Raw genomic sequence first — 19,316 nt, 5'->3', positions numbered from 1 at the left:
CTTGACGCGCTATTTCTTGCGCCAGACGAACAGCCCGGACATCGCGTAATTCCACACCACGCCCATCATCGCGCCGGCCATGCCGGCCAGCCACCAGATCGGCTCCTGATCGTAGACCGAGAAGGCAACGCCGACATTGGCGAGCAGGCCGACGCTGCACACGATGTAGAACATGATCAGGCCGCGCAGGATCGCAAAGCCCTTCAGCCGCTGGTCGCGATAGGTGAGGAAGTTGTTCATGATGAAGTTCGTGGTCATCGCGACGACGGCGCCGGCGGCCTGCGCCTCCGCGAACGGCACCTTGATCAGCTGAAGCGCGATGAACAGCGTGGTGAGATGCACAACGAGGCCCATGCCGCCCACCATCGCGAACAGGATGAAGCGCAGCGAGACGATGTCGTTGGTCAGCTTTGCCAGCACGAGGCCGAGGAAGTCGAGCGCGACCATGGAATCGAGCTTGCTCTCGCCGTGCTGGCGGGCACCGAACGTGTAGGGAATTTCGACCGCGCGCAAATCGCCATGCGCCGTGGCGACGAGATCGAGCAGGATCTTGAACCCGTGCACCGACAGTTTCGGCGCCAATTGCTCGAAACGGTCGCGGCGAACCATGAAGAAGCCGCTCATGGGATCGGCGATCTCGACCCGGAGCATCTTCTTCGCGACCTCGGTTGCCAGCGCGCTGGCGCCGGCGCGCTGCTTGTTGAAGCCTTCGCTCTTGTAGCCCTCGATGTAACGGCTGCCGACGACGAGGTCGGCCTGATCGCTTGCGAGCAGCAGCAGCATCTTCGGCAGCTGGGTCTCGTCATGCTGGAGGTCGGCGTCGATCACGGCGGCATAGGGCGCGCTCGAGGCCAGGATGCCCTCGATGCAGGCGCCCGACAGGCCGCGGCGGCCGATGCGGCGAATGCAGCGCACGCGGCTGTCCTTCTGCGCCAGTCCGCGCACGACGTCCCAAGTGCCGTCAGGGGAATTGTCGTCGACGAACACGACCTCCCAGGCGACGTTGGGAAGCGTCGCCTCCAGCCGCCGGTACAGCACGGTGACGTTGTCGCGCTCGTTGAAGGTCGGGACGATGACCGACAGCTCCGGCCCCTCTTGAGCCTGGTTGTCGATGTCCGGTCTGATCGCTTCATTCATGACGGCAGCGTATATCCGCCGCATCCTGCGATGCCAAGTTCTTGAGCTGACAAGCCGGGTTTTCTGTGGGGGAGCGGCCCAAAAGCGGCCCTAAAATGCCAACGACCCCGGAACGGCGGACCGCGCGTACATCCGGCGCAAGCCCAAGCTATTCCAAGGTCGTCCCAGCGCCGGAGCTTTTTGGCTCAACGTCGCCGTTAGCAGCTAAATGGGAACGAGGAAGCCGCTTTGCAAGGGGCAAACGGCTGTTTCGGGCCATTATTATTGATTCGGGACTTCCCGGATCACCGGGCCCCGTGGGGCCGGCGCCGCAGGGACTGCGGGCGCCATGGCGGGGGGAGCCGGCTCGACCTTGGGCGGCTTGGGGGGCTTGCCATACTGTCCGATCGGACCGAAGACGACGGCGACCGCAAGCACGATCGCCGCGACGATCGCACCAAAAATCCCCCCCACCGACTCAGACGCCATGCCAGCCCGTTCCCGTTCCAGATGATCGATTCATACCACGGATGAACGCGCGGCCGGAAGGGCTGCCGGACCGCAACCGCTCACGGCCCTATTTCTGCGGCGGCCGGTGCTTGAGGTAGGCGGTCACGATGTCCTTCTGCGCCGACTCCACCGCCCTGTTCGCGGTCGCGAGATGGGCACCGGAATCGATGTTGGGATATTGCGTGGTGAGATAGTCGAGCAGCGCCACCCGGTAATATTGCCGCTCCGACGGACAGGCGCCGGCAACCGAGCGGCCGAACTCCTGCTCCGACAGGCCCTGATTGGAGTCGCGCGAATATTCCCGCGCCAAGCAATGCCAGTAGTCGTCGCGGCCCTGCATCGCGAGCTTCTGCGCGCCTTTCGCGTTGTCGTCGTCTGCTTTCGCAGAACAGGTCATGGCAGCAGATGTCATCATGACGAGCGCCGCTCCCAGCGTCAGCATCCGCATCTTGTTCTCCTTTTTCGCAGATCGCGGGGCGAAGCTTAGACGGGATGCGACAACTGGCCAATCACTTCTGGTTTGAATAGGATGCAGCCCTCCCCTTCCCGACGATGCGAGATCCTCCCGTGGGCAAAGCAAAAACCGCGACGAAAAAATCCGGCAACATCTACATCGGCATCGGCGGCTGGACCTTCGAGCCCTGGCGCGGCGTATTCTATCCGGAGAAGTTGACGCAGGCGAAGGAGCTGTCTTACGCGGCTTCCAAGCTGACCTCGATCGAGATCAACGGCACTTACTACGGCTCGCAGAAGCCGGAGAGCTTTCGCAAATGGGCGAGCGAAGTGCCTGAGGGCTTTGTGTTCTCGGTGAAGGGACCGCGCTTCGCCACCAACAGGCGCGTGCTGGCCGAGGCCGGCGATTCCGTCAAGCGGTTCTATGATTCCGGCGTGCTGGAACTCGGCGACCATCTCGGCCCCGTGCTCTGGCAGTTCGCGCCGACCAAGAAATTCGATGGCGCCGATTTCGGCAAGTTCCTCGAGCTGTTGCCGCGCAAGGTCGAAGGCCGCGCGCTGCGCCACGTGGTGGAGGTGCGGCATGACAGTTTCTGCACGCCCGATTTCATCGCGCTGATCCGCGAATTCGAAACGCCGGTCGTGTTTGCCGAACACGGCAAATATCCTGCCATCGCCGACGTCGCCGGCGATTTCGTCTATGCGCGCTTGCAGAAGGGCAATGACGAGATCAAGACCTGCTATCCGCCGAAGCAGCTCGACGCCTGGGCCGGGCGCTTCCAGGCGTGGGCGGCGGGCGGTGAACCTGACGACCTGCCGAAAGTCGACAAGACAAAGCCGAAGAAGGAACCGCGCGACGTGTTCGCTTACGTGATCCATGAAGGCAAGGTGCGCGCGCCGCATGGCGCGATGGAACTGATCGCGCGGGTGAGTTGAGGGGAAGCGATGGCCAAGGCGAAGGAACTCTTCACCATCGGCTATGAGCAGACGCCGCCCAAGGCCGTGCTGGACGAGCTGGAGCAGGCCGGCGTCAAGCTGGTCGTCGACGTGCGCGCAGTCACGTCGTCGCGGCGACCGGGCTTTTCCAAAAAGCAGCTGGCCGCAAGCCTCGATGAGCGCGGCATCGCCTATCTCCATCTCGCCGCGCTCGGCACGCCGAAGGAAGGTCGCCTCGCCGCGCGCAGCGGCAAGTACGACGTGCTGGAAAAGATCTTCTCAAAGCACCTGAAGACGCCAGAGGCTCGGGAACAGATGGACGAACTCGCCGCTCTGGTGAAGAAGGCAGGTCCCGTCTGCCTGCTCTGCTACGAGCGCGACCACACCCATTGCCACCGCCAGATGATCGCGGAGATCATCGAGGAGCGCGATGGCGTGGCGGTGAAGAATTTGGCTCCTTTGATTGTCAATCCGGGGCGCGCGTAGCGCGAGCTATGGTACGCAATTGCGCACCTGAGAATCCATTCATCCACTGTCCCTGCTGCCCGATGGATTTCGGGCTCAGCGCTTTACGCTGCCCGGAACGACGAACGGAGAGAGCACTCGGTGACGTGAGCCTACCCCTCTCCCGCCAGCTTGAACGTCCCCTCCATCATCCGCACACAGCTGCCACCGACATGGGCGGAGACGATCTTGCCGGCCTGCTTCACGACGCGCGTCTGCAGGATGCTCGGCCGGCCCATGTCAAAGCCCTGGCCAACGGTAAGCTTCAGTTCGCCGTCCCTGATGGGATCGAGATCGGCAAACAGCGCGGCGGCGGCGACAGTGGCGCTGCCGGTTGCGGGATCCTCGGCGAGACCGCCTGCGCCGCGCATGAACATGCGCGCCTGCCGCTCGCCGGGTGCCTCCGACGCTGGCACGTCGCGGGTGTAAAACCACACCGAGCGGGCGTCGTCGCGCGGCAAGACCCTGCCGAAGGCGGCCGCGTCCGGCCTTGCTCGCGCGAGCGCGTCGCGCGAACGCACCTCCGCCACCAGGAACGGCGTTCCGACTCCGACGACTTGCGGTGCATGATGGTCGGTCCTGATGTCATCGGCCGTCAACGAGATGCAGGCCGCAACGTCTGCGGCCGAGACTTCCGCCAGTCGCGACAGCGGCTGCGGCGCGGTGAGCTCGGTGCTGGTCACTCTTCCCTGCTCCCGCACGATTTCGACCGGGACCAACCCAGCAATCTCCTCGAACAGCAAACGCGGCTTCGGTTCCTTCGCGAGGCTCGCCAGCACGAAGGAGGTGCCGATATTGGGATGCCCCGCGAACGGCATCTCCCTGACCGGCGTGAAGATGCGCACCTCGGCGTCATTGGCCTCGTCGCGCGGCGGCAGCACGAAGGTCGTCTCGGAATAGTTGAACTCGGTCGCGATCGCCTGCATCTGCTGCGTCGAGAGCCCGCCGGCATCCAGCACCACGGCGAGCTGGTTGCCGCCGAAGGCGCGGTCGGTGAACACGTCGACGGTGACATAGCGGCGCTGCATGGTGGGTCCTCACGCAAATGGCGGCCGCAAGCCGGCCGCCTCGCGCAGCACTCTACAAGCCCAAAACATAGCCCGTCATGCCCCAAAATTGAGTGCAATCGGAGCAATCAGCACGGCGTATCAGAAACGAAAGAGACGCAGTGGCGATGCCAGCACTTGCGCGCGATCGCGCTCGTCGACGATGAGCGTATCAAGGAACTGCCGGTTCTTGGCGTAAGTCTGCGTTGCCTCGAACTGCGTGTGCGGCCAGTCGCTGCCCCAGAGCAGACGATCGAGCCCGTAAGCGCTGCGCAGCAACGGATAGGCTTCCTTTGCAAAGCGCTCGCCGGCCGGACCGTTGCGATATGGCGCCGAGATCTTGACCCACACGTTCCGTGTTGCGCCTAGCTTCAGCACCGACTGAAAGCCGCGATCGGTAACGCCGAGCCTCGGATCCGGCAGCGCGTAGTGATCGAGCACGATCGTGATGCCGTGATCGAGCAGCTGCGGCACGAACACGGCGAGATCGGGCGCGTTGCGCTGGATCTCCAGCTGCCAGCCCATCGACTTCACGTTTGCAAGCAATCCCTTCCATTCGGCCAAGGCGAGATCGGGCAAGGGCTGGCCGACAAGATTGAGGCGAATGCCGACGATGCCGCCCCTGTCGAGTGCGCGCAGCTCGTCGGCGGAGACGCCGGGATCGACGACCGCGATCCCACGCAGACGACCATTGGTCCGATTCAGGCAGTCGACCAGGTAGGAATTGTCGGTGCCGAGAAAGCTCGGCTGCACCAGCACGCCGTTGGTGATGCCGTTGCGGTCGAGCTGCTCGAGATAGAGCGACAGCGGCGCGTCGTAATCCGGCGAGTAACGCCGGCCCGGCGCGAGCTCGAGCGCGCGATGAAAGACATGGGCATGGGTGTCGATCACAGGCAAGGCCGCCTCACTGCTGGCTGTGGTCGCGACCACCGTCGTGAGCGATGCGAGAGCCGCACCAAACTGGCGGCGCGTCAGGCCGCGCTGGAGCAACGTCATGGTGGCTGCTCCTCATCGCCAGTCAGACGTGCGTGGCCGCGGCCTGCTCGAACACCTTGCCGCGGGTTTCGGGCAGCAGCAGCACCGCGATCAGCACCAGCGAATAGGCAAACGCCGCATCGATACCGATCGCGGGCCCGAGGCCGATGCGATCGCCGAGCAAGCCGACCAGGAAGGGAAACGCCGCCGAGACGACGCGGCCGAAATTGTAGCAGAAGCCGACGCCGGTGCCGCGCACGCCGGCCGGATAGAGCTCGCTGAACAGCGCTGCCATGCTGGCGGGAATGCCGGCCGAAAAGAAGCCGAGTGGAAAGCCCAGCACCAGCATCTGGCCATTGGTCAGCGGCGCAAAAATGTAGACCAGCACGGTCGCGATGCAGGCGCTGGCAAACATCGCGACATTGGCCCGCCGGCCGATGCGGTCGCTGATGATCCCGCTCGCGACACAGCCGCAGAAGAAGGCGACGATGATCACGGCAAGGTAGAAGCTGGAGCCCAGCACCGACAAATGCCGCACTTCGCGCAAGAATGTCGGCAGGAACGTCGTCAGTGCGGCATAGCCGCCATGGGCGCCGATGCCGAACAGACCACCGACCAAGGTCGAGCGCAGCACGTCGCGATGGAAGATACCGGCGAGCGTAGCGAAGAACGGCGCCTCTGCGTCCTTCGTAATCGCACGCGGCGGCTCCTTCAGCCCGCGACGGATGAAGATGATGAGCAGCGCCGGCAACAGACCGATCGCAAACAGGATCCGCCAGGCGATATCAGCCGGAGCATAGGTGAAAACCAGCGCGGACAGCAGCACCGCTGCGCCCCAGCCGACCGCCCAGGCGCTCTGCACCGTGCCGAGCGCCTTGCCGCGATGCTCGGGGCGGATGATCTCGGCCATCAGCACCGCGCCGCAGGCCCATTCGGCGCCGAAGCCGAGACCTTGAACAGCCTTGAGCAACAGGAGCTGAGTGTAGCTCATCGCAAAGGCACTGGCGAAGGTCGCGAGCGCGAAGGTCGCTACCGTGATCTGCAGCGCCTTGACTCGACCGAAGCGATCGCCGAGCGCACCGCCGAGCCAACCACCGAACGCGCCGAAGAACAGCGTGACCGAGCCGAGCAGGCCCGCATCGGCCTTGCTGATGTGAAAAGCCGCTATCAAAGCGGGGATGGCGAGGCCGAACATCTGGACATCGAGCGCATCCAGCGCCCAGCCGCCAAAGCTCGCCCAAAACGTGCGCCGCTCCAGCGCCGAGCTCTCACTGTACCAGTTCGACATGTTTCCTACCCCTGTACGCGTTGTTGTTTGATGTCGTTGAAAGCTGCCGTCACCGGATCTCGGCGTGGTAGCGGAAGCGGTCCGCCGGCCCGCGCGAGCGGCGCCACTCGATCGGCCGTCGCTCCAGATCGAGCGCGAGGCGTTCGATCACGATCAGCGGCGCATGAGCCTCGAGCCGCAACAGCCGCGCCTGCATCTCGTTGGCGGTCTCTACCGTCAGGATTTCTTCGGCGGAGACCACGACCTCCCCGCAACGCTCCTCGTAGAGCGGATAGAGCAAGTCGCCGAACTCGGCCGTGTCGATCTCGAGAATTTTCGCAAAGCGCGATTGCTGGAGCCAGATCTCTTCGGCCAGCAACGGCACGTCGTCGATCAACCGCAGGCGCGACAGGCTGATCACGGGCTCGCCTGTGGGAATACGCAATGCCGATGCGACGGCAGACGTCGCCGGAATGCTCTTGCGCCTGAGGATGCGGCTCTGCGGCACGCGCCGCTCGCCGCTCTCGGACCGGAAACGAAAGAAACGGAACAGCGAGGAGTTGAAGCGCGCGCGGCGCACGAAGGTGCCGCGGCCCTGCTGGCGCTCGAGCACGGCATCCGCCACGAGTTGATCAATCGCCTTGCGCACGGTGCCGATGGCGACGCCGTAATGCGCGCCAAGCTCAGCTTCCGACGGGATCGGCTCGCCCGGCCGCCATTCATTGCGGTTGATCCGCGCGGCGAGGTCGTCGCGCAGGCGCTGATAGCGTGGCAGGCGGTCGTCCCGCGGGATTGAATTCATATAGTCATATAGATGACTACATGAGAGAGAAGTCAAGCACTACTGAAATACCGCAGTCGTCAGCACGCGTCTTCAGACAAACGCGAGCAGCCCCCTCACCCCAGCTGAAACACCGCGACCTTTTGCTCGTAACCGCGCACGGCCACCTCGCCGAGCGCCACGGCATCCTCGCCGTCGTCGCCGAGCGCCTCGCGCACGGTCGCGGAGATCAGGAGCTGCGAGCCGAACTCCTTGTTGAGCGCCTCGAGCCGCGAGGCAAAATTCACGGTGTCGCCGATGACCGTATATTCCTTGCGCCGGGGCGAGCCGATATTGCCCGCCACGACCTCGCCGAAATGAATGCCGATGCCGATCCGCAGCGGCCAGCTCGTCCCTGCGTTGATGCGGTCCATCGCCGTCAGCATCTCGCGGCCCGCGGCGACCGCGCGCTGCGCAGCATCGGAGGCTTCCAGCGGCGCGCCGAACAGCGCGAGAAAACCGTCGCCGAGAAACTTGTTCACGATGCCGCCGTGGCGATCGAGAATATCGACCAGCACCGCGAAAGCGCCGTCGAGCCGGTCGACCACCTCCTGCGGCGTGCGAGACTGCGCGCCGGCGGTGAAGCCACGGAAATCGGCGAACATCACCGCGACGCGGCGGATGTCGCCGGCAGCACTCGTGCCCTCCGCCATCAGCCGCTCGACGACCTGCGGCGACACATGCTGGCCGAACAGGTTCGTCACGCGATCGCGTGCGGTGGCGGCCGCGATGCTCGCGGAAAACTGGCGGCGGAGCTGCGCGCCGACGGAGCCCGCGAGCACACCGCATATCAGGATGATCGTGCTGCGCACTGCGTGGAAATAGTTCTGCGGCTCGCCGAATCCCGAGGAATCATAGATCGACGCGACCACGAACAGCTCGGCGGCTGCGACGAAGCCGGTGAAGGTGGACAGGTAGAAATCGAGGCGCAGCGTCGAGAGGATGACGAAGATGAAATAGATCAGCGGCACGGCAAAGCCGAGCGCCTGGCTCGAGCCCATGGTCCGAATCTGGAGAATCAGGATCACCGTAGGCACCGACGTCTCGATCAGCGCGCCGATATAGCGCCTGACAACCGGCAGATCGCGATCGAGCTTGAGGTTCTTCCTGATCTGGGTGTGGACCCAGACCTCGAACAGGATGAAGCCGACGAGCAGGCCGTAGACCTCGGAAAGCCCCCGGGTGCCGCGCCAGACTCGGTTTACCACGGCGGGATCGATCAGGTACATCGCGGTAAGGAAGACCGTCATGACGCAGCCGGTGGTGATCAGCGCCTTCACCCGCAGCAATTCGGTGCGCAGCACTTCGCGGGTCAGTTCGCGCTCGAACTCCTCCGACAAGACAGCTTTGCGCCGGGCTTTCAAAAAGCTGACCATCATTCCCCCAGGTCATTCCGGGGCGATGGGACATCATCGAACCCGGAATCTCGAGATTCCGGGTTCACGCTTGCCGTGCCCCGGAGTGACATCAGCTATTGTGCCTCAATCCAGCGTGCGGCGGAAGCGCGTCACGGCGATGGTCATGGCGACCAGCATCAGCGCGGCCAGCGCCAGCGTATCGAACCGCAGGTTCGGCATGGTGGCGCCCTTCAGCATGATGGCGCGGACGATGCGAATGTAATGCGTCAGCGGCAGGCATTCACCGAGATATTGCGCCCAGGCCGGCATCCCCGCAAACGGGAACATGAAGCCGGACAGCAAGATGCTTGGCAGGAAGAACATGAACGACATCTGTATCGCCTGCAGTTGATTCTGCGCGATGGTGGAGAACGTGTAGCCGATCGCAAGATTTGCCGCGATGAAAAGGGTCGAGAGTACCGCGAGCAGGAGCAAACTGCCGAGCACCGGCACGCCGAACAGGAACACTCCGATATTGACGATCAGGAAGGCCTGGATGAAGCCGACCAGGATGTAGGGAACGATCTTGCCGATCATCACCTCGACCGGCTTGATCGGCATCGACAGGAGGCTCTCCATGGTGCCGCGCTCAATCTCGCGCGTCACCGACAGCGCCGTGAAGATCAGCATCGTCATGGTAAGAATGGTGCCGACAAGTCCCGGCACGATGTTGAGCCGAGATTCCGCCGCCGGATTGTAGCGCGCATGCGCGCGGATCTCGAACGGCAGTGCCGGGGGATCGCCGATATAGAGATCGTGCGCGAGTGCGGTCTGAACGATCATGCCGAGCGAGCCGAGGGCGGCGCTTGCTGCCACCGGATCGGTCGCGTCGGCCGCAACCAGCAGCGCCGGCTTGTCGCCGCGCCGTACTGCGCGCTCGAAGCCGCGCGGGATCTCGACGCCGAACAGCACCTTGCCCGACTTCAGCAGATTGTCGAACTCGTCGACGTCGTGCACTTCGTAGACGAAGCGGAAATAGGCCGTATTCTCCAACGCCTTCAGTACCGAGCGGGCAAGATCCGAGTCCTCCTGCAGCAGCACCGCGCTCGGTAAATGGTGCGGCGTGGTGTTGATGGCATAGCCGAACAGGAGAAGCTGCATTACCGGGATCGCCACGATCATCGCGAACGAGACGCGATCCCGCCGAAGCTGAATGAACTCCTTCGCCATCATGGCATAGGAGCGGCGCCAGAAGCCGAAGCGGTCGCGGATCTCCCCTACGGGGTCGGTTGTCCGGATGGTGCTCATTGGAAATTGTCCTTGGAACGACCCATCAGCTCGATGAAGACGTCTTCCAGCGACGGCGCCGACTTCTGCCAGTGCAGGTCATCCTTATCGCGCCATGGCGCGATGCTGGCTTCGAGGGCCACGACGTCGCGGCCCGAGACGTGCAGCGAGGTGCCGAACGGCGCCACCATGTCGATCCCGGGCTTACCGGCCAGCTGGGCCGCGAGGCCATTCAACCCGCCGGTGACGGTGTAGGTCGTGAGCGCGGACTTCGCGATCACCTCGTCGACAGTGCCGTGCGCCAGGAGATGGCCGTAGGCGATATACGCAATCTCGTGGCAGCGCTCGGCTTCGTCCATGTAATGGGTCGAGACCAGCACGGTGAGCCCTTCGGCGGCGAGCGCATGGATCTCGTTCCAGAAATCGCGTCGTGCCTTGGGATCGACGCCGGCGGTCGGCTCGTCGAGCAGCAACAGCTTTGGACTGGGCAGCGTGCAAGCCCCGAGCGCAAGGCGTTGCTTCCAGCCGCCGGAGAGCTCGCCGGCGAGCTGCTCCTCGCGGCCCGAGAGCCCGAGCCGCTTGATCATGTCGCGCGCGGCCCCGCGTGCATCAGTGAGGCCATAGAGCCGCGCGACGAATTCGAGATTCTCGCGCACCGACAGATCCTGATACAGGCTGAAGCGCTGGGTCATGTAGCCGACCTGGCGCTTGATCTTTTCCGCATCCTTGAGGATGTCGTAGCCGAGGCAGGTGCCCTCGCCGCTGTCAGGCGTAAGCAGGCCGCAGAGGATGCGGATGGTCGTGGTCTTGCCCGAGCCGTTCGGCCCGAGGAAGCCGTAGATCGAGCCGCGCTTCACCTGCATCGACAGATCATGCACGACCTCGCGGCTGCCGAACGATTTGGTCAGGCCCCTGACGTCGATCGCGATGTCGTTGCCGGCGTTCATCGCTTGTCCGCCACCGGAGTCTTGAAATCGGGATTCTTGGGGGTGAGATAGACGTCGATCGGCTGGCCGACCCGCAAGGCATCTGGCCGCGACGGCCGCGCCTGGATGAGATAGACGAGCTTGCTGCGCTCCTCGAGGCTATAGATCACCGGCGGGGTGTATTCGGCCGACGTTGCGATGAAATAGATCTTTGCCGTCAGATCTGCCGCGCAATTGTCGCAGGCGACCCGCACGTCGTCGCCGATCGCCAGTTTCGGCAGCTCCGTTTCCGGCACGAAGAAGCGCAGCTTCATGTTGCCGGGCGGCATGATCGAGAGCACCGGCCGCTGTGCCGCGACCATCTCGCCTTCACGGAAATAGATCTGCTGGATGGTGCCGGCTACAGGCGCAAAACCCTTGCGCCGCGCCAGCCGGGTCTCCGAGGTCACCACCCGCGCCTGCGCGACCCGCAGATCCGAGACGGCGGAATCGAGCGCGGCTTGGGTGCCCGAGCCGGTCTTGCGCAGGGACTCTGCGCGGTCGAACACCTGCTGGGCATTGGCCAGCGTCGCCTTGGTCTGGTTGAGATCGGCAAGCTGGAGATCGTCGTCGATGGAATACAGGGCTTCGCCGACCTTCACCACATCGCCTTCACGAATGTCCAGCTTGGTGACCCGGCCGGCCTCGTCCGGGCTGACATAGATCATGTCGGCCTCGACCCAACCCTGGAAGCCGGGATCGCGCTTCTCCTTGCAGCCGGCAAGAGCGGTTGCAACGACGGCGACCAATGTAATTGCAAAAATCCGTTGCGACGACCTCATGTCGTCCTCCGTTCGCCAAAAATCAAATCGAGATGGACGCGCAGCATGTCCTGCGCGTCGAGCGGCGCATGCCGCGCAAACAGGCTCTGCCAGATCACCGCAATCATCGCGGGCGCGATCAGGATCTGCGGATAGCGCGCGAGATTCTTCTGGTGGATCTCGCCGCGGGCAATGCCCAGTTCGATCAGCGCGCGCATGCCGGCGATGCCGCGCGAGACCACCTCGCGATAGTAGAAATCGGCGACCGCCGGAAAGCGCGGGCCCTCCGCCACGATCAGCCGCACGAGATCGCCGCGCCTCGTGCCGATCACCTCTTTGAGAAAGTTGCCGGCAAAAGTTTCGATGAGGTCGCGCACCGAGCCCGTCGGCGGCGGCAGCGCATCCAGCTTCACCACCACTGGCACGATCACGGTGCGCACCAGCTCCTCGAACATCGATTCCTTGTCCTTGAAGTGCAGGTAGATCGTGCCCTTCGCGACACCGGCACGCTTGGCGATGTCGTCGAGCCGTGTCGCGGCAAAGCCGCGCGTGATGAACTCCTCCATCGCCGCCGCGACGATCGCGTCGCGCCGCTCCGCCGCGCGCGTAGCGCGGTTCGATATCGGCGCGACTTCCTCGCCGGCTTTCGGCCTTGCGCTTGCTGCCTTGGCCGCAGCGGCCTTGGGAGGCTTCCTTGTCATTTTGCATTTATGACTGACTAGTCAGTCATAGTCAATCGGGATTGGGCAGCCGCGCATGAATGAATTAGTATTGACTAATGCATTAGTAATTGCTAATTTATCGACATGATCGAAGCTGCCCCCAATCCCGTCACCGCCGTGATGCGCGCCCTCGCCGATCCGACCCGCCGCGCGGTGTTCGAGCGCGTGTTCGACAGCAAGGAGATCAGCGTCGCCGAGCTGACGCGCGGCAGCGGCGTGACGCAGGGTGCGATCTCGCAGCACCTGAAATCGTTGAAGCAGGCGGGCCTCGTCGCCGAACGCGCCGAGGGCCGTAACGTTTACTACCGCGCCGCGCCGCAAGGCCTCGAACCGCTGGTGACCTGGATGGATCATTACGGTGTCTTCTGGCGCGAGCGCTTCCAGAACCTGCGTGACCTCTTGAAGGAGATCGACCAGTGAGTGCAGCCGCGTTGAATGCCGAGACCAAAGACATCGTTCTGGACGACGTCTTCCCTCACGCGCCCGAGACGATCTGGAAGGCGCTGACCAGCGCCCAGTTGATCGCGCGCTGGCTGATGCCGGCGACCGGTTTCGAGGCCGTCGAAGGCAACACTTTTACCTACCAGACCAAGCCGGGTGGCCATTGGGATGGCGTGATCCATTGCCGCGTCCTGGAGGTCGTCCCGAACCGGCGCCTGGTCTACGCGTGGAAGGGCGGCGACGAACGCAACACCGGCTACGGCGCGCCGCTCGACACCGTCGTGACCTGGTCCCTCACCCCGGTCGAAGCCGGCACGCGAATCCAGCTGGTCCATGCGGGCTTCGTGCTGCCCAGGAACGAGAGTGCCTACTCCGTCATGAGCGGCGGCTGGAAGAAGGTCGTGCGGCAGCTCGACGAGATCAGCGGCGAACAAAAGCAACGAGACAGTTGAGGAGGCATCACGATGAACAAGCCCTATACCGGCGGCTGCGCCTGCGGCGCGATCCGCTATTCGATCGCCGGCGAGCCCCTGTTCGCCAACCACTGCCAGTGCCGGGACTGCCAGCGCGAGAGCGGCACCGGCCATGGCTCTTACGCCACCTTTCCGCGTGCCGGCGTCACGGTGACGGGCGACGCCAGAACATGGGACATGACCGGCGACAGCGGCAACGTGAAGACGCGCGCCTTCTGCCCGGAGTGCGGCGTCGCCGTCTACATGACCTTCAAGGCCATGCCCGACATCTTCACCATCCGCGCCGCGAGCCTCGACGAGCCCGCCCGCTACAGACCGCAAGCGATCACTTACGCCGTGCGCGCGTATGACTGGGATCCCCTCGATTCCAGCCTGACGACATTCCAGACGATGCCGTCTGGCTGAGACGTTTGGTATGCCACCTCTCCCGCTTGCAGGCGGGAGAGGTGAGCAACGAGCACCTTGGCTCTTTCAGCTGTGGAACTTCAATCCGTCGACGATCTTGTCGATCACCTTGCGCTCGGCCCGCATCGCGATACCGACGAGATTGAGATCGGCGCGCGCAACCGCCTTCACCGCCGCGCGATTGGCGGCATCATGCGTTGTCGCAAACATGTCCTCGGAATAGACCGCCGGCGTGACGTTGCGTGCAAGTGCGCGATCGAGAGCGCGCGACAGCGCCGGACCGTCGGCACCATAGATCAGGATCGGCTGGCCGATCAGTGCAAGATATTTCGTGCTTGAAGCGTCCTCATAGGCCTCTCCGACGCATTCCGGAAAGGCTGCAGCGACGCCGCTGGTCAGGAACGATGCGACATTGAGTTTCTGCCACACCTGAAGATCGTTGCGAATGACAACGGCGATCTTGGTATCGAACTGCATGAATTCTCCCAGCAGACATTCAAGCGTCGGGAAAGAAAGGAGATTCCCAGCGCGCCGACGGCAGACGCAAACGTAACCCGGATTGACACATCGATCACAGCGCGGAAATTTCAATGGAGGTGCGACCGGCTGCGCTTCTCCCCGATGGCCAAGTCGGGTATATGTCGGCGCTCCGTCACTTAACTGTCATATTCGTGCATGTCCGAAACTGGCGCCATCAAGCAAGCCCTCGACCCCGTACAGCGGCTTGCAAAGGCCAACGGCCATCCAGTCGCCGAGGACGGAAAGAAATCCAGCAGTTTCGTTGTTCCCGCCGCTGCTGAAACGCACGGCTCCGCGCACACTGACATCGAGTCTTCGCGCCATGATCCCGTTCGGGCGAGCCTCTTCGCCGATGAAGCTCGTGCACCGGAAACCGCACCTTCCCGCCAAGCCGCGCCGCACGCAATCGAGATCGAGCTCAAGCTGATCGTTCCTGCAGATCGTCTGGCCGATTTCAACGATGCGCCGATCATTGCGGCGAATGCGCGCAACAAGGGCACGCGCAAGCACCTCAAGGCCGTGTATTACGATACGCCCAAGCGCACGCTCCGGCGCGAAGGTTTCAGCTTCAGGGTTCGCCAGAGCGGCACGCGGTTCACGCAGACGGTGAAGGCCGAATCCGGCAACGATCCGCTGCGCCGTGGCGAGTGGGAGGCGAGCGTCCCGTCGATGACGCCGGACCTCGCGCTCGCGATGACGCTTGTTCCGGAGAAATTGCGTGCCGATCTCGAACGTCACTCCGTCGAAGCCGTCTTCAGCAGCGACATCCACCGGCATCAGCGCCTCGTCGAGCTGCCCTCGGGCACGGTCGAGGTCGCCTTCGATCGGGGGCATCTGATTTCAGGTGATCGCTCGCTGCCGGTCAGCGAGATCGAGCTGGAGCTCAAGAGCGGCAGCCCGTCCGCAATCTGGGAGCTGGCGCGGCGGCTCGCCGAGCATGGCCCGGTGAAGCCGTCGATCCGGACCAAGTCGGCGCGCGGATTCGATCTCGCGGCCGATACGCCACCCCAGGCACCGAAGCCGCCAAAGCTTCGTCTCGATCCCACGACATCGCTCGATGAAGTCTTCTCCGGGATACTGCGGTCCTGTCTTCTGCATCTGCTCCAGTCGCTGCCCGTCGCCGAGGATGGACGCGACCCCGAAGGGATGCATCAGCTTCGCGTCGCGCTGCGGCGTCTGCGGTCCGCGCTCGACCTGATGCGGTCCGTGGTATCGCTGGACAAGCTCAACCTGATGCGCGCCGAGGCGAAGTGGCTCGCGGGCTGTCTCTCCGGCGCACGTGACTGGGACGTGTTTCGGCAGGAGACGTTGCGGACGGTCGCGGATGGCTGTCCGTCGGTCGCCGGCTTCGACGCATTGGGCGCGCTCGCCGACGAACGTCGCACGGCCTGCTACGACGCGGCCCGCCTCGCCCTCGCCGACCGGCGCTGCCAGTATTTCGTGATCGGGCTCGGCGGCTGGATCGAAGCACGCGGCTGGCGCAGCGAGGTCGCGCCCGACGGCCTGGCGCAACTGGCGGAGCCCGCAATCAACTTCGCACGAAGTATCCTCTCGGCACAGCATGCGAAGGTGCTCAAGCGCGGCCGCAGATTCAAATCGCTGTCGACGGAGGAGCGGCACCGCGTCCGCCTCGCCGCGAAGAAGTTGCGCTACGTCGCCGACTTCCTGCTTCCGCTTTGCGGGCAGCGCAAATCCGCGAAGCGCTTCTCGCGCAGGCTTGCCGACCTCCAGCAGGAGCTTGGCATCTACAACGACATCGCGACGACGACGTCATTGCTTGCGGATGTCGGCGCGGAAGCGACCGGCGGCAGCGTGGCCGCGGCGGCCATTGCCGGCTGGCAGGCCCACGCGATGGTCGGTGTCGAAGCGCGCCTGCGCGAGGCCTGGTCGGGATTCACCGGGGCCAAGGTGCCCTGGTCGGTGGACGCGGCGGAGCAACCGGAAAAACTGGTGCAACCCAGCGCAGGATGGCTGCGCTAATCGTTGATCAGCCTTTGGCGTCGCAGGCCCAGGCGCGGATCACGCATTCCTTGCCGCCATATTTGTAGCATTCGCGCGTGGCGGCATTGAGCGTGGCCGAGATCTTCGGCTTCACGGCGTAGCCATAGGCGCCGCAGGGGTTGGCCATGTCGACCGACATCGCCGCGCAGGCATGCTTCATCGTCACCGTCGTGCATTCGCCCTTGCACTGCTTTCGAGCAGCGGCACGCGCTTCGTGCTCGGCACCGTAATCATAGGCCTGGCCGTAGGCGCCGCATTTGCCGACGGCAAACGCGCCGGCCGCATGCGCTGCGGTGATGTGACGGGCGCCGGCGACACAAACCGACAACCCAAAGAAAAACATCGCGCAACGGCGCGCGACGACACTCGAAGCCATGGAAAAAACCCCTCCCCCCAAGGCAGGTGGCGAGGACTCTAAGCGGCGGTCGTTTCCAGATGGTGAACGGGGGGTTGAAATTGGTACGATTGCGAGGTGCTATCCGCGCCGTGCGGCTTCCAGCGCCTGCGGCGTGTCGATGTCGAGGAAGGCGCCTTCGCCGTCGACGGGCACTTCGGCGACGGCTTCCGTATGCCTGGCGATCAGGTGCCGCGCGCCGACATCGCCGTCGAGGGTCATCAACTCCTTGAAGAAGCGCCGCGACCATAGCACGGGATTGCCGCGGCGGCCTTCGCTCACGGGCACGACGATGAGGTTGCCGCGATCAGGCGCAAAGCCGTCGATGAGGCGGTCGATCAGGCCGGCATCGATCAGCGGCATGTCGCCGAGGCAAACCACGGCGCCGTCGCACGCTTCGGACACGGCCGCGATCCCTGCTTTCACCGAGCTCGCGATGCCGCCCGCGAAATCCGGGTTCTTGACGAAGCGTACGTTCAAGCCTTGCAACGCCTGCTCGACGAGCTCGGTCTGATGACCGGTGACGACGATCACCTCGGAGGCTTTCGAAGCCAGCGCCTGCTCGGTCGCGATGCGCACCAGCTTCTTGCCGTCGAGTTCGGCAAGCAGCTTGTTCGGCCCGCCCATGCGGGTCGAGCGGCCCGCCGCGAGCACGATCGCCGCGACCTGGCTGTTACCCTCGGTCTCGGGCTTGGCTCGCGGCTGCGGCCGCGTCACGATCTCCATCAGCAGGCCGCCGACGCCCATGCCCATCAATTCGGAGCGCGTCACCTTGATGCCGGCGAGCAGCCGCATCAGCACCCAGTCGAACCCGTTCTCGACCGGCGAGCGCGCGCAGCCGGGCGCACCCAGCACCGGCACGCTGCCGGCGCGCGCGATCAGCAACAGATTGCCGGGATCGACCGGCATGCCGAAATGCTCGATCTCACCGCCGATCTCGGTCACCGCAGCCGGAATCACATCGCGGCGGTCGGCAATTGCAGAGGCGCCAAACACGATCACGAGCTCGGCGCCGAGTGCGAGCAGCTCCTTGATCGCAGCCGAGAGCGCGCGCTCGTCGTGCTGCACCCGCCGTTCGGCGATGATGGTAGCGCCAGCCGGCGCGAGCCGCTCGGCAGTGACGCGCAGCGTCTTGTCGATCACCTTCGAGGAAAGCCCCGGCAACAGCGTCGAGACCACGCCGACGCGCTTGATCACGTAAGGCGCGATTTTCAGCACGTCCTTGCCGGCGGCCTTCACCGCGGCATCGCGCAAATTTCCTTCAACGCCGAACGGGATGATCTTGACCGTGCCGACCATCTCGCCTTCGACCACCGGCTTGTAGGCGGAGAGGGTGGCGAAGGTGATGGCCTCGTCGACATTGTTGACGCGGTCTACGGCAGCGCGGTCGATCACCAGCAGGCCCGGGCGCGCGGCAAACAGATTGGCGCGGCCGGTGAAGGCGCGCTCGACATGAATGCCCTCGCCGCCGATGGCGAGCGCAATGCTGGCGGCCGCGACGTCCTCGGAGACGTCGCCCGCCTCCATGCGCACCACGACGATGTCCTTGATGCCGGCACGGTCCAGCGCCTCGACCTCGGCAGGCCCGATCGTCGTGCCTTTCTTCAGCACCAGCGGCCCCTGGCGCAGGGTGTGGACGGTCACCCCGCCGATCGCATCCCTCGGGCTCGCCGGGCCGAACTTCATGCCGCTTCTTCTTTTTCTTTGGGTGGCAGGCGAAGCACCGCCGTGATCTCGGCCATGATCGACACCGCGATCTCGGACGGCGAGACCGCGCCGATCGCAAGGCCGATGGGCGCGTGGATGCGCGCGATGTCAGAGTCCTTTGCGCCCTGCGCCCGGAGCCGGTCGCCGCGCTTGGCATGCGTCTTTCGCGAGCCGAGCGCGCCGATATAGAAGCAGTTGCGCTCGAAGGCATGCAGCAGCGCCGGATCGTCGATCTTGGGATCGTGCGTCACGGCGACGAACGCCGTATAGGCGTCGACATTGAGCGGCGGCAACGCGGTATCAGGCCACTCCGCGACCAACGGAATGTCGGGGAAGCGCTCGGGGCTCGCAAAGGCTGTGCGCGGATCGACGACAGTGACGTCATAGCCGAGCGAGCGCGCGAGCGGCGCGAGGGCCTGGCTGATATGGACCGCGCCGACGATGACGAGCTTTGCCGTCGGCGCGTAGACGTTGAAAAACAGCTTCTTGCCGCCGGCCTCGACATTGGCGCTCTTGCCCATGCGAAGCTGCTTGTCCAGCTCGGCGCGCAGCGGGTCCTTGGCGAAGTCAGCCGCCTTTACCAGGCGCTGCTCGCCGCTCTCGGTGTCCGTCACCAAAATCACCGGCCGCCGCGCGGCACGCTCGGCGTTGAGTTCGTGGAGGATTGCGAGCTTCAC

General features: G+C 64.4%; 22 protein-coding genes. 6 read left to right on the top strand and 16 right to left on the bottom strand.

Translation table 11 applies throughout. From position 1 onward, the window contains the following. Window positions 1-9: 9 nt before the first annotated feature. The 3 genes from XH90_RS13845 to XH90_RS13840 all read right to left on the bottom strand — a co-directional run bounded on the left by XH90_RS13845 (window position 10) and on the right by XH90_RS13840 (window position 2,074). Entirely contained in the window at window positions 10-1,137 is a 1,128-nt protein-coding gene (locus XH90_RS13845) for a glycosyltransferase family 2 protein (protein ID WP_194481999.1), read from the bottom strand. A gap of 261 nt (window positions 1,138-1,398) precedes the next feature. Beyond that, a complete protein-coding gene (locus XH90_RS38990; RefSeq protein WP_246755806.1) occupies window positions 1,399-1,605 on the bottom strand; it encodes a hypothetical protein in 207 nt (68 codons plus the stop codon). An 88-nt stretch (window positions 1,606-1,693) separates the two neighbouring features. Next, window positions 1,694-2,074 carry a hypothetical protein gene (locus tag XH90_RS13840; RefSeq protein ID WP_194481998.1) on the bottom strand — a complete coding sequence of 127 codons (381 nt, stop codon included), beginning with the start codon at window positions 2,072-2,074 and terminating at the stop codon, window positions 1,694-1,696. A gap of 104 nt (window positions 2,075-2,178) precedes the next feature. Between XH90_RS13840 and XH90_RS13835 the strand changes: the two genes are divergently transcribed. Both XH90_RS13835 and XH90_RS13830 read left to right on the top strand, forming a co-directional pair. Beyond that, on the top strand, window positions 2,179-3,015 hold the full coding sequence (locus XH90_RS13835) for a DUF72 domain-containing protein (RefSeq protein ID WP_194481997.1): 837 nt from the start codon (window positions 2,179-2,181) through the stop codon (window positions 3,013-3,015). 9 nt (window positions 3,016-3,024) lie between these two features. Then, window positions 3,025-3,501 carry a DUF488 family protein gene (locus XH90_RS13830; protein ID WP_194481996.1) on the top strand — a complete coding sequence of 159 codons (477 nt, stop codon included), beginning with the start codon at window positions 3,025-3,027 and terminating at the stop codon, window positions 3,499-3,501. Window positions 3,502-3,632: 131 nt separating this feature from the next. Here the strand turns inward: XH90_RS13830 and XH90_RS13825 are convergent, their stop codons facing one another. The 9 genes from XH90_RS13825 to XH90_RS13785 form a co-directional block, all read right to left on the bottom strand. Then, window positions 3,633-4,547: a PhzF family phenazine biosynthesis protein gene (locus XH90_RS13825; RefSeq protein ID WP_194481995.1), complete on the bottom strand. Its 915-nt coding sequence runs from the start codon at window positions 4,545-4,547 to the stop codon at window positions 3,633-3,635. Between the two features lie 120 nt (window positions 4,548-4,667). Then, entirely contained in the window at window positions 4,668-5,561 is an 894-nt protein-coding gene (locus tag XH90_RS13820) for an amidohydrolase (protein WP_194481994.1), read from the bottom strand. Between the two features lie 22 nt (window positions 5,562-5,583). Next, window positions 5,584-6,828 (bottom strand): MFS transporter, encoded by a 1,245-nt coding sequence (locus XH90_RS13815; RefSeq protein WP_194481993.1) that lies wholly within the window; start codon window positions 6,826-6,828, stop codon window positions 5,584-5,586. Between the two features lie 49 nt (window positions 6,829-6,877). Beyond that, on the bottom strand, window positions 6,878-7,609 hold the full coding sequence (locus XH90_RS13810; protein WP_194481992.1) for a GntR family transcriptional regulator: 732 nt from the start codon (window positions 7,607-7,609) through the stop codon (window positions 6,878-6,880). Between the two features lie 95 nt (window positions 7,610-7,704). After that, window positions 7,705-9,003 (bottom strand): adenylate/guanylate cyclase domain-containing protein, encoded by a 1,299-nt coding sequence (locus XH90_RS13805; RefSeq protein ID WP_194482683.1) that lies wholly within the window; start codon window positions 9,001-9,003, stop codon window positions 7,705-7,707. A gap of 105 nt (window positions 9,004-9,108) precedes the next feature. Continuing rightward, entirely contained in the window at window positions 9,109-10,272 is a 1,164-nt protein-coding gene (locus XH90_RS13800; RefSeq protein WP_194481991.1) for an ABC transporter permease, read from the bottom strand. Beyond that, window positions 10,269-11,198 (bottom strand): ABC transporter ATP-binding protein, encoded by a 930-nt coding sequence (locus XH90_RS13795; RefSeq protein ID WP_194481990.1) that lies wholly within the window; start codon window positions 11,196-11,198, stop codon window positions 10,269-10,271. The genes XH90_RS13800 and XH90_RS13795 overlap by 4 nt, the downstream gene beginning before the upstream one ends. Continuing rightward, window positions 11,195-11,998, bottom strand: coding sequence for an HlyD family secretion protein (locus XH90_RS13790; protein WP_194481989.1), 804 nt, complete (start codon window positions 11,996-11,998; stop codon window positions 11,195-11,197). The genes XH90_RS13795 and XH90_RS13790 overlap by 4 nt, the downstream gene beginning before the upstream one ends. Further along, window positions 11,995-12,678, bottom strand: coding sequence for a TetR/AcrR family transcriptional regulator (locus XH90_RS13785; protein ID WP_194481988.1), 684 nt, complete (start codon window positions 12,676-12,678; stop codon window positions 11,995-11,997). Before XH90_RS13785 ends, XH90_RS13790 begins: the two co-directional genes overlap by 4 nt. Before the next feature lie 105 nt (window positions 12,679-12,783). Between XH90_RS13785 and XH90_RS13780 the strand changes: the two genes are divergently transcribed. Genes XH90_RS13780 through XH90_RS13770 form a run of 3 tightly spaced genes read left to right on the top strand, consistent with a single transcriptional unit; the run spans window position 12,784 to window position 14,018 of the window. After that, a complete protein-coding gene (locus XH90_RS13780; RefSeq protein WP_194481987.1) occupies window positions 12,784-13,119 on the top strand; it encodes a helix-turn-helix transcriptional regulator in 336 nt (111 codons plus the stop codon). Beyond that, the gene (locus tag XH90_RS13775; protein ID WP_194481986.1) at window positions 13,116-13,592 is read left to right on the top strand and encodes an SRPBCC domain-containing protein; all 477 of its coding nucleotides are present in this window, start codon (window positions 13,116-13,118) and stop codon (window positions 13,590-13,592) included. The genes XH90_RS13780 and XH90_RS13775 overlap by 4 nt, the downstream gene beginning before the upstream one ends. Window positions 13,593-13,604: 12 nt before the next feature. Continuing rightward, on the top strand, window positions 13,605-14,018 hold the full coding sequence (locus XH90_RS13770) for a GFA family protein (RefSeq protein ID WP_194481985.1): 414 nt from the start codon (window positions 13,605-13,607) through the stop codon (window positions 14,016-14,018). Between the two features lie 66 nt (window positions 14,019-14,084). On the opposite strand, the gene XH90_RS13765 is transcribed toward XH90_RS13770, so the two are convergent. Beyond that, window positions 14,085-14,495, bottom strand: coding sequence for a DUF2000 family protein (locus XH90_RS13765; RefSeq protein WP_194481984.1), 411 nt, complete (start codon window positions 14,493-14,495; stop codon window positions 14,085-14,087). A 198-nt stretch (window positions 14,496-14,693) separates the two neighbouring features. Between XH90_RS13765 and XH90_RS13760 the strand changes: the two genes are divergently transcribed. Next, entirely contained in the window at window positions 14,694-16,517 is a 1,824-nt protein-coding gene (locus XH90_RS13760; protein WP_194481983.1) for a CYTH and CHAD domain-containing protein, read from the top strand. A 7-nt stretch (window positions 16,518-16,524) separates the two neighbouring features. On the opposite strand, the gene XH90_RS13755 is transcribed toward XH90_RS13760, so the two are convergent. The 3 genes from XH90_RS13755 to XH90_RS13745 form a co-directional block, all read right to left on the bottom strand. Continuing rightward, window positions 16,525-16,914: a DUF4189 domain-containing protein gene (locus XH90_RS13755; RefSeq protein ID WP_194481982.1), complete on the bottom strand. Its 390-nt coding sequence runs from the start codon at window positions 16,912-16,914 to the stop codon at window positions 16,525-16,527. A 99-nt stretch (window positions 16,915-17,013) separates the two neighbouring features. Then, a complete protein-coding gene (locus tag XH90_RS13750) occupies window positions 17,014-18,618 on the bottom strand; it encodes an NTP transferase domain-containing protein (protein ID WP_194481981.1) in 1,605 nt (534 codons plus the stop codon). After that, window positions 18,615-19,316: an XdhC family protein gene (locus XH90_RS13745; protein WP_194481980.1), complete on the bottom strand. Its 702-nt coding sequence runs from the start codon at window positions 19,314-19,316 to the stop codon at window positions 18,615-18,617. Before XH90_RS13745 ends, XH90_RS13750 begins: the two co-directional genes overlap by 4 nt.

It is taken from the genome of Bradyrhizobium sp. CCBAU 53338 (assembly GCF_015291665.1).
Classification (GTDB): domain Bacteria; phylum Pseudomonadota; class Alphaproteobacteria; order Rhizobiales; family Xanthobacteraceae; genus Bradyrhizobium.
Note: the sequence above shows the minus strand (reverse complement) of the source record. Positions and strands in the feature narration are given on the sequence as shown.